The sequence below is a fragment of the Endozoicomonas numazuensis genome (genome assembly GCF_000722635.1).
Classification (GTDB): Bacteria; Pseudomonadota; Gammaproteobacteria; order Pseudomonadales; family Endozoicomonadaceae; genus Endozoicomonas_A; species Endozoicomonas_A numazuensis.
Window position 1 is genome coordinate 838,836 of sequence record NZ_JOKH01000002.1, and the last position, 13,039, is coordinate 851,874.

The window sequence follows — 13,039 nt, forward strand, 5'->3', positions numbered from 1 at the left end:
AACGACACTGTATGGGAAAACCCTCAGGATGGGACTGACCAGACTGTCAGCACATCTGACAATGAAGGACCTTCTAATGCAAATGGTTATAAATACTCCGTTCATCCTGAGCTTGTCGAAGGATGCTGGTCATGCACTTCGACAGGCTCAGTGCGAACGGTATGGGATATAACACTTGTCTGCACTAGTTCGGAATAACCAGCACCTGCCCGGTTCTGATCCGATCAGAGCGGCTGATCTTGTTGGCTGTTTTCAATGAGCTCAGACTGATACCAAAACGACTGGCAATCTCTGACAGGGTGTCCCCTGCCTGGATCACGTACTGATCTGGACGAGTGTTTACCTTACCGTCTGCTTTGAGTTTCGCCAGCAAGGTGCCCGGTGGCGGCTTTTTCACAAAATAGCTTTTTACACCTTTGTGAATTTGTCGCGCCAGAGCACGCTGATGGTTACGGGTTTTCAACTTCCGACCTTCTTTAGGGTTGGATATAAAACCTGTTTCAACCAGAATCGAAGGGATATCGGGCGACTTCAGAACCACAAAAGCAGCCTGCTCTACCTGTTTTTTATGCAGCCTGTTGATGGTACCAATATTTTTCAACACCTTATCTCCCACTTCCAGACTGGAAGACAGTGTTGATGTCATGGACAAATCCAGTAAGACGCCCGCCAGAACATCGTCTTTATCACTCAGAGAAATCCCACCTTCACCACCAATCTGATCGGATGAGTTTTCTCTCTGGGCCAGCCACCGAGCCGTCTCTGAAGTTGCGCCACCTCGAGACAGGGCAAACACAGAAGCACCGTTCGCCCTTCGATCCGTAAAGGCGTCGGCGTGGATAGAGATAAACAAGTCTGCTCCCGACTTTCGGGCAACACTTGTGCGTTCACGCAGTGGGATGTAGTAATCTCCGGTTCTCACCAGCACAGGTTTAAAACCAGGCTCTTTTTTCAACAAGGCCGCAAGGTCTTTGGCAATGTTCAGAGTCACCGATTTTTCATGTCCTCCGCCATAGGCCAGAGCTCCCGGGTCTTCACCACCATGGCCAGCATCAATTGCCACAACAATGTCTCTTCTGGAAGAAGGCTGACTGGGCTGCTTGATAGGGGTTACCGCTTTCTTCTGACCATCAAAGAGATCAACAACAAGACGATAGCCGTAAGTCGCATTAGGCTTCAGCAGAAAGCTTTTACTGGTGACCTTATTCTTAAGATCCAGGACTATGCGTAAATCCTTGTTATTTCGAACACCGTATCGAATTTTACTGATCGGCGTAGTACTGAGGCTGGGGGTGCCAACAGTGGCAGGCTTTCGAGTGCCACGAATATCAAGCACAAGCCTTTGGGGGTTCTCCAAAAAAAACTGCGAATGAGCAACTTCGTCAGATACATCAAATACCAACCGGGTTTTATCCGGCGAACGCCAGACACGAATATCATTCACCTGAGTCGCAAACAGATGCAGTGGAAGCAGCAAAAGCGCGGCAAAAAGAAAAACAGATCGACGAACAGCCGCTCTCGGCTTTGATCGTTCGGTGTCTGTTGACCTGAAATTGCTATGACTGAACCACGTCTTTATCCCTGACGACATTCTCCCTCCTGCCGTCCCAGCAGCTGTTTCAGCATCACCTTCCCACGCTCAGTCCCCGCTTTAATCAGGGCTTTACGTCCGGGTAGGTTGTAATCCAGTTGTACTTCCAGATCCGCATCGGGCAGAGCGCCTTCACCTTTACATGGCCATTCAATCAAGCACAGGCAGTCTTCCTCGAAGTAATCCCGCCCCCCGATAAATTCGAGTTCTTCAGGATCCGCCAGTCGATACAGATCAAAGTGATAGATTTGCTGACCATCAACACTATATGGCTCGACCAATGTATAAGTAGGACTTTTAACGGCACCCTGATGGCCGAGGCTATGCAAAATACCCCGGCATAGAGTGGTCTTTCCGGCTCCCAGATTTCCCACCAGATAAATGACGGCATGACCGCCGCTGACTTCAGCCAGTTCCCTACCCAGCTGCACCATTTCCTGCTCATTATTAATTAGCAGCTCAATCCTGCCTTCCATACACTCTCTATTACGTTGACTGGAACTGACACCAGTTCAGTATTCATGACTTTCTACAGCTCAAAGCTGTTTGCTATTCTGTTCAGCTGGCTTCTTATATGAGGAACTGTTTCCAACGCCAGCATGCCTCGTTCACCCTGCTGCTTTGCCAGAAGATCGGCTCCGGTTGCATGCAACCAAACGCCCAGCGCGGCAGCATCATTACTTTTTATTCCTTGGGCAGAAAGAGCCGCAATCACCCCACTCAGCACGTCCCCCATACCTGCAACAGCCATCCCGGGATTACCGTCGGAACACAGACTTACGATCTGACCATCATAAATCAGAGTGCCTGCGCCCTTTAATACGACTGTTGCATCGTATTTATTGAATAATTCTTTTACAGCCTGTATCCGGTCAGCATTGATCGTTGAAATTTGGGTATTCAGTAATCGTGATGCTTCACCAGGATGAGGCGTTAGAATCATCGGGCACTTTCGATCTTTTAGCAATGCAGGATCTTCCGAGATAATATTGAGGCCATCGGCATCTACCACAATAGGACACTCGGATTTTAGTACTTCAGTGAGTAACTCCCGGGTCCATGAATCTCTTCCCAATCCAGGCCCTACAACCACTAAATCTTTGCCTTCCATTAATAAACGAAGGTCTTTCGCACCTGAAACTGCCGACGCCATCAATTCTGGTCGACGGGCTGCCAGAGCCAATAGATGTTCTTGACGAGTGGCCACCGTGACTCGGCCAGCCCCACAATACAATGCTGCTTCTGCCGACATAATGGCAGCTCCCGGCATGCCATGATTCCCTCCCACCACCATAACATGCCCATTGTCGCCTTTGTGTAAATCTCTGGCCCGAGGCTGAACCCAGCCACTCAGTCTATTTTCTGACAGCCGTATAACTTCACTGGGGACTGCATCATAAACGGCTTTCGGCACATCAAGATCGGTAAACTCAACGTGCCCGGACAGCTCTTTTCCCCTACCTGTAAGAAGGCCTGCCTTCATACCAATAAAAGTCACTGTCACATTTGCTTTTATAGCGGTTCCCAGAGCAACGCCTCTATCAGCACAAAGACCGGATGGAATATCAAGTGCCAGAACCGGTCGTTCTGATTCATTGATACGTATAATAACCTCGCGGTAATTCCCTGTGACTTCTCTTGCTAATCCGGTGCCTAACATGGCATCTACAAGAACATCTCCAAACAGCTGGGTTTTGGGTGTATATGATTCAACTTCAACGTCTTCCGCCAGACATGCCTCGTAGGCTGACCGGGCATCCCCTGACAATTTATCTGGAGAGGACAAGGCACACACAGAAACCTTAATACCGCGTTTGGCAGCCAACATGGCTACCAGATAGCCATCACCACCATTATTACCGCTACCACAAAAAACTTGCAGACAATGGCCGTCCAGAAGATCAGGCCAGTGATTCATCAAAGATCGGAAAGCTGTCCGGGCAGCCCGAATCATCAATTCAAAACTCTTAATCTGAAAATCATTGATTGCCGTGTAATCAAGCTTACGGACTTGCCCGGCAGTATAAATCCGATCTTCTGGTGCGATTGGGTCGCTTTTCTGCATCAGCTTTTACCTCTATTAAAAAGCTTACCTGCAATAGCGCTGATCGAACAGCCAAAGTCAGTGGGAAAGGATAGATCGAGGTGTCAGGAGATGCACGTTTTCTGACAATAGAGAAATGGCTGAAAGACACTGTAATCGTGTTTTTCAGTTATAGGAATCCACTGCCTTCTGAATCGAAAGCCTTGAATGTACTCTAAGACGGCTGAAACAGCCTGGGTTATCGTTAACTCAGGCCACCTGTACGTCCCGGATATTCTCCAGACGAGAAACGATTGACTGTTTAAGGTCTTCACGCTTGAAAGGCGACAGTCCCTTGAGGCGGGTTACATCCAACATGTGAAGATGAAGCAGGGGAGCTCTTTTGTTGAACTCTCGCAGATCTCCTGTCGTCACAATAGGGACAAAATACTTACCGGGGTAACGGTTTTCATACGCCTTGGCAAACAGTTCAATGCCTCTTTCAGCAAGGACGGGTTTAGTTTTACGCCCTTTGCTTTTGGGTAGAGCGACATGCAACTCTTCCCTACCGAGGATTTCACCAGGAATAACAAAGATACCGGAAGCTCGGGTAGCATCCTGCTCTATTTCAAAGAAGGTGTCATGATGAGCATGCTGGTTGGGTAGAACCACCAGTTTTTCCTTGTTATAGGTGCTCCAAAACACATCATAGTTGGTGTAAATCTGTGAAGTTCCAGGACTATAAACCGCAAAGACTGTTCTCAATGAATCAAAAAAGTCTGCGGCTTTTTTCTTTTCGTTAAAATGCGAAATATCCCAAACTACGCTACTGGCACTTTCCATTTGCACTGCCTCTAGCTAAATACCTACATTAAGCGGAGAGAATTATAATAATCTGATCCAGGTTTTTCTGACACAAAAATCGGATTTATGACTTACTTCTCAAGCTTTTTTATTTTAGTACTGCAAATTGTTCATTTAATCATGATTTACAGGTACAGGAGCACTTACTTTATCGTTTTTTAGGAAGCCTCACAAAGAGGCACTTCGCCCAAACTGACATGTTTTTCTGGCTACGATCCACTGGTTTTGTTGTAACATCTGCTATATCGCCACCAAAAACACTGCCTCGATAGCTCTACCAATCCACGAAACGGCTCTGTACCAAGACTTCTTTAGCCCGATATCCACTCGTCAGTTTTACTGCCACAACATCGATGACTTTGGATTAAGAAAGATTCAATAATTTCTTATTTTTAGATAATTCAATCGACTTAGCATCATACACTTGTCTCCAAATTTACCAAACCTCAAATTCATTAGGGGGCGTTCTCAAGAATGGGTGTGTTAGAATGCTTGCCTACACTCATAGATTCTTTCCCGGCAGCAACAGATTAACGTGTCCAACACCAATACCTCCCCTGAAAGCCTTGATTATCAAAAACTGGCTGACGATATTCGCCTCTGGGCCAGAGAATTAGGTTTCCAGGCTGTGGGAATTACTGAAGCCCGAATTCCAGAACAGGACAAGAAGCACTTTCAGGAATGGCTGGATCAGGGCCTTCATGGTGATCTGGAGTATATGGAGCGACATAAGGAACTAAGGTGCCATCCAGAGAAGCTCCATGAGGGGGTCATTCGGATCATTTCTGCCAGAATGGATTACCTTCCTGCTGAAACAGAAACCATAAAAATTCTCCAGGAGCCCGAAAAAGCCTACATCTCACGATACGCTCTGGGACGTGATTACCATAAACTGATTCGCAAGCGACTCACTCGGCTGGGTAAAAAAATAGAAGAGGTGACTGGAGAGCACGGTTACCGGGCTTTTGTGGACAGCGCTCCCGTTATGGAGAGGCCACTCGCTCAGCAAGCGGGCCTGGGGTGGATGGGCAAACACTCACTAATCATTAACCGTCAGGCAGGTTCTTTCTTCTTTCTGGGAGAGCTGTTTACTAATTTACCCCTGCCTACCGATGATCCCTATGACAAAAATCATTGCGGTCGTTGCAGTGCCTGCATAGATATCTGCCCTACCAGCGCCATTGTCGAACCTTTCAAGGTCGATGCCCGAAAATGCATTTCCTATTTAACCATTGAAAACAGCGGCCCTATTCCTGTGGAGTTACGCAGTAAAATGGGGAACAGGGTATTTGGCTGCGATGACTGTCAGCTGACCTGCCCCTGGAATCGATTTGCCAAACATACTCAGGAAAGCGACTTTCAGCCTCGTCATCATCTGGATAACAGCGACCTTGCTGATCTGTTTCTGTGGACTGAAGAAGAATTTCTGGAACGAACGGCAGGCTCACCTATTCGGCGAGCAGGCTTTGAATGCTGGTTGAGGAACCTGGCGGTAGGCCTGGGAAATGCCCCAACAACCGAGAAAGTACTGGCCGCTCTTCACCAGCGTAAGGACTACCCTTCAGAACTGGTAAAAGAACATGTGGACTGGGCTCTTAAGCAGCACAGCCCACAAAGAGACAATTAAATCTGCAGACCCGGAATCGTGCGATGATCCAGATCACTGGTTGATGCTTCGGTATTCAACTCAGTCGCCATAAACGTATCAGTACGTTCAAAGGCATTCAGGTAATCCGCTGTTTGCTCAGGATAGCGCTTCCCAAAGTCAGCCATAAGGGTCTGATAGCCTTCCAATGAGCATGGCAAGCTGGACATAAGACCAAGACGAAATGACGAGTAATGGCTAGCTATTGCGAGGAATTCCAATACTGGAATTGTGTTCAGTTTGCCAGCGCAATAGCGTAGTTAGAATATGTGATGGGTATAAGCACCATAATAAGCAGCGTCTGAACAGACAGAGTTGATACACATCAAAGAACTAAAGCCAGCTTCGGTTATCCACACACCGACACATGGACTACCCTTAGGAGCTACTGAGCCGATGATTCCAAAGGTTTTGAGCCATGTCTGTAAAGTTATCGGGTGATTCACTCACCCCCTTTCTTCACCTTGTTAAACAATACGATCACTACATTCAGAATAAAGACGTCCATGGCATCATGTCGCTATTTGTAACGGATGATGAGCCCCACAGTTTTGGTTTACATGTCAATTTGAATGAAAGGGAGACCCTGAGAAAGAGGTTCACTGAATATTTTAACTCCAGCGAACCTTTTGAAGCCGACATGGGAGAGCCTGATGTTTACCAGTTTGGCGAAGCCGCCTGCCTCTGCATGATATTACATGTCAAAGGCTCTGAAGAGACTCGCATCCGGGTCACTGTTTTTCTGGAGAATCATTCTGGGCAATGGCTGATCCGACATCAGCATATTTCGCAGTCCCCCATTTAGTCATTGATAGCCAGTCTATCGGTATGACTGGCCACTCTCTATGAATCTGAACTTTTTGGTCTGGGCTTCCTTCGCCTTGGCTTTTGACCCCCTTCCCTCTTTTCCGTTGTCGGTTTGCCTTTTGCAGAAGTTGTTGGTTTATGCCCTCTGGAAACCTCCCCGGAGCGCTGACCATCATGATGCTCAACCTTAGGCTGCTTTAGCTTTTTAGGTTTCTTGCGTTTGGGAGGACGTGTATCCAGTTTGGATTCAGGTAAAGCATTGACTGGCTTGAAACCAGGAATGATCTCTCTATCAATAACCTGCCGAGTCAACTTTTCAATGGCCACCAGCTCTTTCAATTCGTCTGCACACACCAGAGAAACGGCCTGCCCGGTTGCACCCGCTCGACCTGTTCGTCCAATTCTATGAACATAGTCTTCAGCTACATTTGGCAGGTCAAAGTTAACGACTTGCGGCAACTGGTCAATATCCAGCCCCCGAGCAGCGATATCAGTAGCGACCAGAATCCGAATTTTGCCACTTTTAAATTCAGCCAGAGCTTTGGTCCGGGCATTCTGACTCTTATTGCCATGAATCGCTGCGGCCTGAATCCCCTTGTCTTCGAGGTGCCGTGTCAGACGGTTTGCACCATGCTTGGTGCGAGTAAACACCAGCACCTGATTCCAGTTATTCTCTTTGATCAACTGAGTCAGCAAAGCCGCTTTTTTGCTTTTATCCACAGGACAGACGCATTGATCTACCGACTTAGCGGTGGCGTTTCTGGGAGTGACTGAAATTTCTACAGGCGAACGCACCAAGCCTTTAGCCAGGTTGCGAATGTCGTCCGAGAAAGTGGCTGAAAACAGCAAGCTTTGTCTGCTCTTGGGCAGGACCGCCAGAATTTTGCGAATATCGTGAATAAAGCCCATGTCCAGCATGCGGTCTGCTTCATCCAGTACCAGCACTTCCAACTGCTTGAACTTCACCGCATTCTGGTTATAAAGATCCAGTAGTCGGCCGGGCGTTGCCACCAGCACATCCACACCTCTTCTCAGCTTCATCATCTGAGGGTTGATCTTTACCCCCCCAAATACCACGGTTGACCGGAGAGGAAGATGGCGACTGTAGGTCTCTACACTATCTGCTACCTGGGCAGCGAGTTCTCGCGTGGGCGTCAGGATTAATGCCCGAACCTGATTAGGCTGAACACGTGGTCCTTTCGACAGTTTTTCCAGTAATGGCAGGGTAAAACCTGCAGTTTTTCCAGTACCGGTCTGCGCAGCTGCCATGACATCATGGCCTTCAAGCACTGCGGGGATAGCCTGCAATTGGATCGGCGAAGGAGTGTCATATCCCTGTTCTGCAACAGCTTGAAGGATGGGAGCTGATAACCCCAGCGAGTCAAAACTCATGAAACATTCTCGGTTGGCGTCATTCAGCAGAACGGAGCTGAAGACATGGAGGGGTGGGCAGCTTACAGTATCTGCCTGATTGAAGCTATCAGACTGATATTGCCTCAAGTACCAGGGTAAACAAACATACTACTTTGGATTAAAGTATAAATAGGTACAATAGTGCACATCATATCAAGGACGACTCAACTGCTCTGACGGAGAATCCTGGCAACGACTGGCACCCCGTTTATGTCTCTGCCTTAAACTACCTTCGAGCAAAGCTCCAAGCCTGAATAGTACAATGAAAATAAATATCATAGGCACCAGTGGCAGCGGTAAATCAACACTGGCTAAACAAGTTGCTGAGAAACTCTCTATCCCTCATATTGAAATCGATAGCTTGTTTTGGGGGCCAGACTGGACTCCGGTTGAAGAGCAGATCTTTCTGGACCGACTCAAAACAGCGTTAGATCAACCTGCCTGGGTTATGGATGGGAATTACACAAAAACCTATGATCTCAGATTTCAGCAAACCGATATGATTATCTGGATAGACTTTTCTCTGGCCAGAACGCTCTTGCAAGCCTTAAGGCGAGCTATTTTCAGAATTATTTCAGGCAAAGAGCTTTGGCAAGATACCGGTAATGTAGAGACGCTTGGAAAGCTCTTCAGTAAAGACTCTATCCTGCTATGGACATTGAAGACTCATAAGACAAACCGGATCAAGTATCAGAATCTAATGCAAGATGAACATTATTCACACATCCAGTTTATACATCTGCGTAGCTCCAGAGAAATAAAGCAATTTCTGACGGAGCTAGATTGAGAACCTGCTCTCATCCATGAAATATACAGAGAAGGCCTCCCACACTATCTAATGTGATTTTTATACAAATCCTCTACAGGAAATATCATCGTGTAATCATCCCAGTTGATATTTCCATCAACAATTTCAAATGTCAGAAAGCCAGATTCTGATTTGTACTTCTCATAGTCTGGATGCCCATCAGAAAAAATAAATGGGGCAAAATCTACTATTTGCTTATGGCCATCCGAGAACTCAATCTCAAGAATATGACTCTTGATGTGTATGGCAGCCTTAACCGATACGTTTAACATTTTTCACCTTTTTGGTAATAATCTGGGAAGTGATGGACTTTTTCATAACAAAGAAGTCAACCCACTTCTCCACGATATCTTTCGCGTAAGAATGAACAAACTCTTCAAACTTTTTTCTCTTCTTTCCTTCAAGTCCAGGCCCTTTATCCTTAAGCTTAATCTCTCGGATCACACCATCAAATAAAATGATTTCAGCTTTGGTTTCCCTACCTCCAAATGTACCATGAACATGTATTGGCTCATGTTCATTGCTGTAGAAGAAAATAGTGATTCCAAGATAGGTGAATAACTTAGGCATTTTTAAAACTCCTTTTTATTTTTCCTACCGCACCTACCCCTCTCCACGATCCTTGTATAGGCACCTACTTGCCAGTGCCATTAGAGAAAGCAAAAAATAGGGACTCAGATCATTAGCCTGAGCCCTATATTTCATCAAACCAAAGATTTTATTCCCATATTGAACAGCGCAAAGCCAAACATATCTGCATATTCTTCAATCAACTTACTGGTGGGTTTACCCGCCCCATGACCCGCATCGGTTTCAATACGAATCAGAGTGGGATTCTGCCCAGACTGCTTTGACTGAAGCTCAGCTGCAAACTTGAAAGAATGAGCCGGTACTACCCGATCGTCGTGATCACCGGTAGTTACCATCGTGGCCGGATACTCTACCCCTTCCCGGATATTATGCAGAGGCGAATAGCCAAGAAGGTACTCGAACATTTCAGTATTATCTTCAGAGGTACCATAGTCGTATGCCCAACCTGCTCCAGAGGTGAACTTGTGATAGCGCAGCATGTCCAGAACACCCACAGCAGGCAAGGCAACCTTGAACAGATCCGGTCTCTGGGTCATACAGGCTCCCACAAGCAATCCGCCATTAGACCCCCCAAAAATAGCCAGCTGATCGCTGGATGTATACTTTTCATCGATCAGGTATTCAGCTGCAGCAATAAAGTCGTCAAACACATTTTGTTTCTGAAGTTTGGTACCCGCCAAATGCCAATGCTTGCCATACTCTCCGCCCCCTCTCATGTTTGCCACCGCATAAACACCGCCTAGCGACAACCAGGCGGCTATGGTTGAACTGTAGTAAGGAGTAAGACTGACATTAAAACCACCATAGCCGTATAAAAGAGTGGGAGTACTACTATCCAGCTTTAGATCTTTGTGATGATTGATTGTCATCGGGACTTTTGTGCCGTCTTTGGAGGTATAAAAAACCTGCCTGCTAACGTATTGATCACTGTCAAAAGCACACTCAGGTATTTTGTATACTGAAGACTCACCACTGACCGGATCCAGAGCATAGACCCTGCCCGGAGTCTTAAAATTAGAAAAGCTGTAAAAAAGCGTTTTCTGTTTGCTCTTTCCGGTGAATCCTTCTGCAGTACCCTGGTCTGGAAGACTGATCTCACGAATCAGCTGGCCTTCAATATTGTACTGAAGCACTTTTGAAACAGCGTCCACCATATAATGGGCAAAGATAAATCCTGAGCCGTAACAAGCATCCAGTGTATGTTCAGTTTCAGGAATCAGATCTTCCCAGTTTTCTTCCTGTGGATGATCCAAAGCGGCTTTGACGACTCGCTGATTAGGGCTATTCCTGTTGGTCAGGAGATACAAAAACTGTTCATCGCTGTGAAGTAATTCGGTATCAGACTCCAGATGACCCACTATTGTGACCAACGTTGAATCTTTATCGGATAGATCTTTCACATAAAGCCGGTTGCCAGAGGTAGACTCCTGGGCACTCACCAATAGATAACGACCATCTTCTGTAACATCGCCACCGACATAACGATGCTTTTCAGAGTCCGCAGCACCAAAGATCACTTGATCATCAGCCTGCGAAGTTCCCAGCTTGTGAAAGTACAGCTTATGCTGATCGGTTTTGGCAGTCAGTTCACTGCCTTCCGGCTTATCGTAGGAGGAATAGAAAAAGCCATCATCACCTAACCAGTTGACATCACTGAACTTAATATCGGTTAACGGCGGCTCGAGAAATTCACCTGATTCACAATCAATCACATGAATGGTGGTCCAATCACTACCAGCTTCGGATTTCTGGAAAGATGCCAGCTTGCCAGACTTTGAAAAGGTGATGCCGGCAAGAGCAGTGGTTCCGTCTTCACTGAAAGTATTTGGGTCCAGAAAGACCTTTGGCTCACTGCCTTCCTTTTGGCGATAGAGTACAAACTGATTCTGCAACCCTTCATTCCTGAAAAAGTAGGTCACTCCACCTTCCACAAAAGGGGTCAGCACTTTCTCAAAATCCATCAGCTCTTTCAGCGTTGACTGAATCTTGTCCCGGTAGGGAATCTGCTCAAGGTAAGTCTGTGTCGTCTTGTTTTGGACCTTGACCCATTCCGCCGTCTCTTCACTGAGATCATCTTCCAGCCAGCGGTATGGATCACTGACTTCAGCACCAAAATAATGATCAACAGTGTCGTCTTTTCGAGTCTGGGGATAAGCCAAACTGCTCTTTGACTTGTCACGGGATATTGTCATGGTATGACCTTTAAGATGTTTTTATTGTCAGTGCTGCGGTAACAGCTGAATGCTTGAAAGAAACATTATAGAGAGAAGGGGTTAAAGTCTATTTTGAAGAAGGGTTAGCCGATCATGGAAAAGAACAGCCACACCTTTCAGAGTGACTGCCTTGACTGTTTTTCTAAAAATATTTCAGAAAAGGTAAATTAGCTATTCAGGATTGAATAAAGTGCTGACGGTAGAAGCGTAATTCTTCTATAGATTCACGGATATCTTCCAGCGCCAGATGCGTGCCTTTCTTGGTGAATTGATCAAGAATTTCTGGTTTCCACCTTCTTGCCAACTCTTTAAGTGTACTGACATCCAGATTCCGATAATGGAAGAAGCTGTGAAGATCCAGCATATAACGGTTCAGAAAACGACGATCCTGCCCAATACTGTTTCCACACATGGGAGATGCCCCCACGTCAGAATATTGCCTGAGAAACTCCAGAGTCATCTGCTCTGCTTCAGTCAGACTGATCCTGCTCTCACGAACTCTTTGGGTCAGCCCTGTTTCTCCGTGGGTTTTGATGCACCACTCGTTCATATTCTCCAGAACGGCATCACTCTGGTGCACAGCAATCACCGGACCTTCAGCAATAAAGTTCAGCTGACCATCTGTGACAATCGTCGCAATTTCCAGAATTTGGTCATGTTCAGGATCAAGACCCGTCATTTCCAGGTCGATCCAGACAAGGTTGTCCGCTTTAGCCATCAAGCACCCGATTTCATTAGAGAGATGCGCCAGCCCGGCTGCAGTGATACGTTCCGAGGCTTTCGATTTCCAGTGTACTTTTACCTGAAACCGCCCTGAATCCAATCCTTTGACATTCTCATAGAAAAAATAATTGCAAATGAAGAAAGCCATGGCTGACTTATTAAGTTTAACCGATCATAATCCCTCCGTGAAATCTACTCTCGCTCCCAACTGACCGCATGGCGGCTCAACATCCATCGGTATCTTCTGCCTACCCAGACTAAGTCATGAAATTTTTTAATTATTTCAGCTAGTTGCAGTTAGAATTGTAGGTATCAGCGAGATAAGGGCTATTCTTGGCAATTTACCATGAACAAGCCAGAA

Annotated in this window: 13 protein-coding genes; 3 read left to right on the forward strand and 10 right to left on the reverse strand. The window is 46.4% G+C overall.

The window, feature by feature from the left end:
- Positions 1 to 184: 184 nt before the first annotated feature.
- The 4 genes from GZ78_RS11020 to GZ78_RS11035 all read right to left on the reverse strand — a co-directional run bounded on the left by GZ78_RS11020 (position 185) and on the right by GZ78_RS11035 (position 4,457).
- Complete coding sequence (locus GZ78_RS11020; protein ID WP_081869793.1) at positions 185 to 1,591, reverse strand: N-acetylmuramoyl-L-alanine amidase family protein; 1,407 nt, start codon at positions 1,589 to 1,591, stop codon at positions 185 to 187.
- A complete protein-coding gene (tsaE, locus tag GZ78_RS11025) occupies positions 1,576 to 2,067 on the reverse strand; it encodes a tRNA (adenosine(37)-N6)-threonylcarbamoyltransferase complex ATPase subunit type 1 TsaE (protein WP_034835387.1) in 492 nt (163 codons plus the stop codon). Before tsaE ends, GZ78_RS11020 begins: the two co-directional genes overlap by 16 nt.
- Before the next feature lie 53 nt (positions 2,068 to 2,120).
- Positions 2,121 to 3,656: a bifunctional ADP-dependent NAD(P)H-hydrate dehydratase/NAD(P)H-hydrate epimerase gene (locus tag GZ78_RS11030; protein WP_034835388.1), complete on the reverse strand. Its 1,536-nt coding sequence runs from the start codon at positions 3,654 to 3,656 to the stop codon at positions 2,121 to 2,123.
- A 228-nt stretch (positions 3,657 to 3,884) separates the two neighbouring features.
- Positions 3,885 to 4,457, reverse strand: a complete 573-nt coding sequence (locus GZ78_RS11035; RefSeq protein WP_051786064.1) for a hypothetical protein — start codon at positions 4,455 to 4,457, stop codon at positions 3,885 to 3,887.
- Positions 4,458 to 5,013: 556 nt separating this feature from the next.
- On the opposite strand from GZ78_RS11035, the gene queG reads away from it, so the two are divergent.
- Positions 5,014 to 6,105: a tRNA epoxyqueuosine(34) reductase QueG gene (gene queG, locus GZ78_RS11040; protein WP_034835389.1), complete on the forward strand. Its 1,092-nt coding sequence runs from the start codon at positions 5,014 to 5,016 to the stop codon at positions 6,103 to 6,105.
- On the opposite strand, the gene GZ78_RS29435 is transcribed toward queG, so the two are convergent.
- Complete coding sequence (locus tag GZ78_RS29435; RefSeq protein WP_161787363.1) at positions 6,102 to 6,251, reverse strand: hypothetical protein; 150 nt, start codon at positions 6,249 to 6,251, stop codon at positions 6,102 to 6,104. The two genes, queG and GZ78_RS29435, sit on opposite strands and share 4 nt — an antisense overlap.
- A gap of 290 nt (positions 6,252 to 6,541) precedes the next feature.
- Between GZ78_RS29435 and GZ78_RS11045 the strand changes: the two genes are divergently transcribed.
- Complete coding sequence (locus GZ78_RS11045) at positions 6,542 to 6,928, forward strand: YybH family protein (RefSeq protein ID WP_034835391.1); 387 nt, start codon at positions 6,542 to 6,544, stop codon at positions 6,926 to 6,928.
- A 38-nt stretch (positions 6,929 to 6,966) separates the two neighbouring features.
- Here GZ78_RS11045 and GZ78_RS11050 read toward each other — a convergent pair whose 3' ends face one another.
- Positions 6,967 to 8,322, reverse strand: coding sequence for a DEAD/DEAH box helicase (locus GZ78_RS11050; protein WP_051786145.1), 1,356 nt, complete (start codon positions 8,320 to 8,322; stop codon positions 6,967 to 6,969).
- Positions 8,323 to 8,605: 283 nt separating this feature from the next.
- On the opposite strand from GZ78_RS11050, the gene GZ78_RS11055 reads away from it, so the two are divergent.
- Complete coding sequence (locus GZ78_RS11055) at positions 8,606 to 9,130, forward strand: P-loop NTPase family protein (protein WP_034835393.1); 525 nt, start codon at positions 8,606 to 8,608, stop codon at positions 9,128 to 9,130.
- A gap of 44 nt (positions 9,131 to 9,174) precedes the next feature.
- Here the strand turns inward: GZ78_RS11055 and GZ78_RS11060 are convergent, their stop codons facing one another.
- From GZ78_RS11060 to orn, 4 genes are all read right to left on the reverse strand, one after another.
- A complete protein-coding gene (locus GZ78_RS11060; protein ID WP_034835394.1) occupies positions 9,175 to 9,423 on the reverse strand; it encodes a DUF2442 domain-containing protein in 249 nt (82 codons plus the stop codon).
- Positions 9,404 to 9,721 carry a DUF4160 domain-containing protein gene (locus GZ78_RS11065; RefSeq protein WP_034835396.1) on the reverse strand — a complete coding sequence of 106 codons (318 nt, stop codon included), beginning with the start codon at positions 9,719 to 9,721 and terminating at the stop codon, positions 9,404 to 9,406. The genes GZ78_RS11060 and GZ78_RS11065 overlap by 20 nt, the downstream gene beginning before the upstream one ends.
- A gap of 134 nt (positions 9,722 to 9,855) precedes the next feature.
- Complete coding sequence (locus GZ78_RS11070) at positions 9,856 to 11,934, reverse strand: prolyl oligopeptidase family serine peptidase (RefSeq protein WP_081869794.1); 2,079 nt, start codon at positions 11,932 to 11,934, stop codon at positions 9,856 to 9,858.
- Between the two features lie 196 nt (positions 11,935 to 12,130).
- On the reverse strand, positions 12,131 to 12,673 hold the full coding sequence (gene orn, locus GZ78_RS11075; protein ID WP_034836483.1) for an oligoribonuclease: 543 nt from the start codon (positions 12,671 to 12,673) through the stop codon (positions 12,131 to 12,133).
- Positions 12,674 to 13,039: the final 366 nt, after the last annotated feature.

Bases quoted from the DNA above. Each gene is read 5' to 3' on its own strand.
- GZ78_RS11035 (WP_051786064.1), bottom strand. From the start codon at position 4,457: ATGGAAAGTGCCAGTAGCGTAGTTTGGGATATTTCGCATTTTAACGAA.
- GZ78_RS11045 (WP_034835391.1), top strand. From the start codon at position 6,542: ATGTCTGTAAAGTTATCGGGTGATTCACTCACCCCCTTTCTTCACCTT.
- GZ78_RS11050 (WP_051786145.1), bottom strand. From the start codon at position 8,322: ATGAGTTTTGACTCGCTGGGGTTATCAGCTCCCATCCTTCAAGCTGTT.
- tsaE (WP_034835387.1), bottom strand. From the start codon at position 2,067: ATGGAAGGCAGGATTGAGCTGCTAATTAATAATGAGCAGGAAATGGTG.
- GZ78_RS11020 (WP_081869793.1), bottom strand. From the start codon at position 1,591: ATGTCGTCAGGGATAAAGACGTGGTTCAGTCATAGCAATTTCAGGTCA.
- GZ78_RS11065 (WP_034835396.1), bottom strand. From the start codon at position 9,721: ATGCCTAAGTTATTCACCTATCTTGGAATCACTATTTTCTTCTACAGC.
- GZ78_RS11060 (WP_034835394.1), bottom strand. From the start codon at position 9,423: ATGTTAAACGTATCGGTTAAGGCTGCCATACACATCAAGAGTCATATT.
- GZ78_RS11070 (WP_081869794.1), bottom strand. From the start codon at position 11,934: ATGACAATATCCCGTGACAAGTCAAAGAGCAGTTTGGCTTATCCCCAG.
- orn (WP_034836483.1), bottom strand. From the start codon at position 12,673: ATGGCTAAAGCGGACAACCTTGTCTGGATCGACCTGGAAATGACGGGT.
- GZ78_RS11030 (WP_034835388.1), bottom strand. From the start codon at position 3,656: ATGCAGAAAAGCGACCCAATCGCACCAGAAGATCGGATTTATACTGCC.
- GZ78_RS11055 (WP_034835393.1), top strand. From the start codon at position 8,606: ATGAAAATAAATATCATAGGCACCAGTGGCAGCGGTAAATCAACACTG.
- GZ78_RS29435 (WP_161787363.1), bottom strand. From the start codon at position 6,251: ATGGCTGACTTTGGGAAGCGCTATCCTGAGCAAACAGCGGATTACCTG.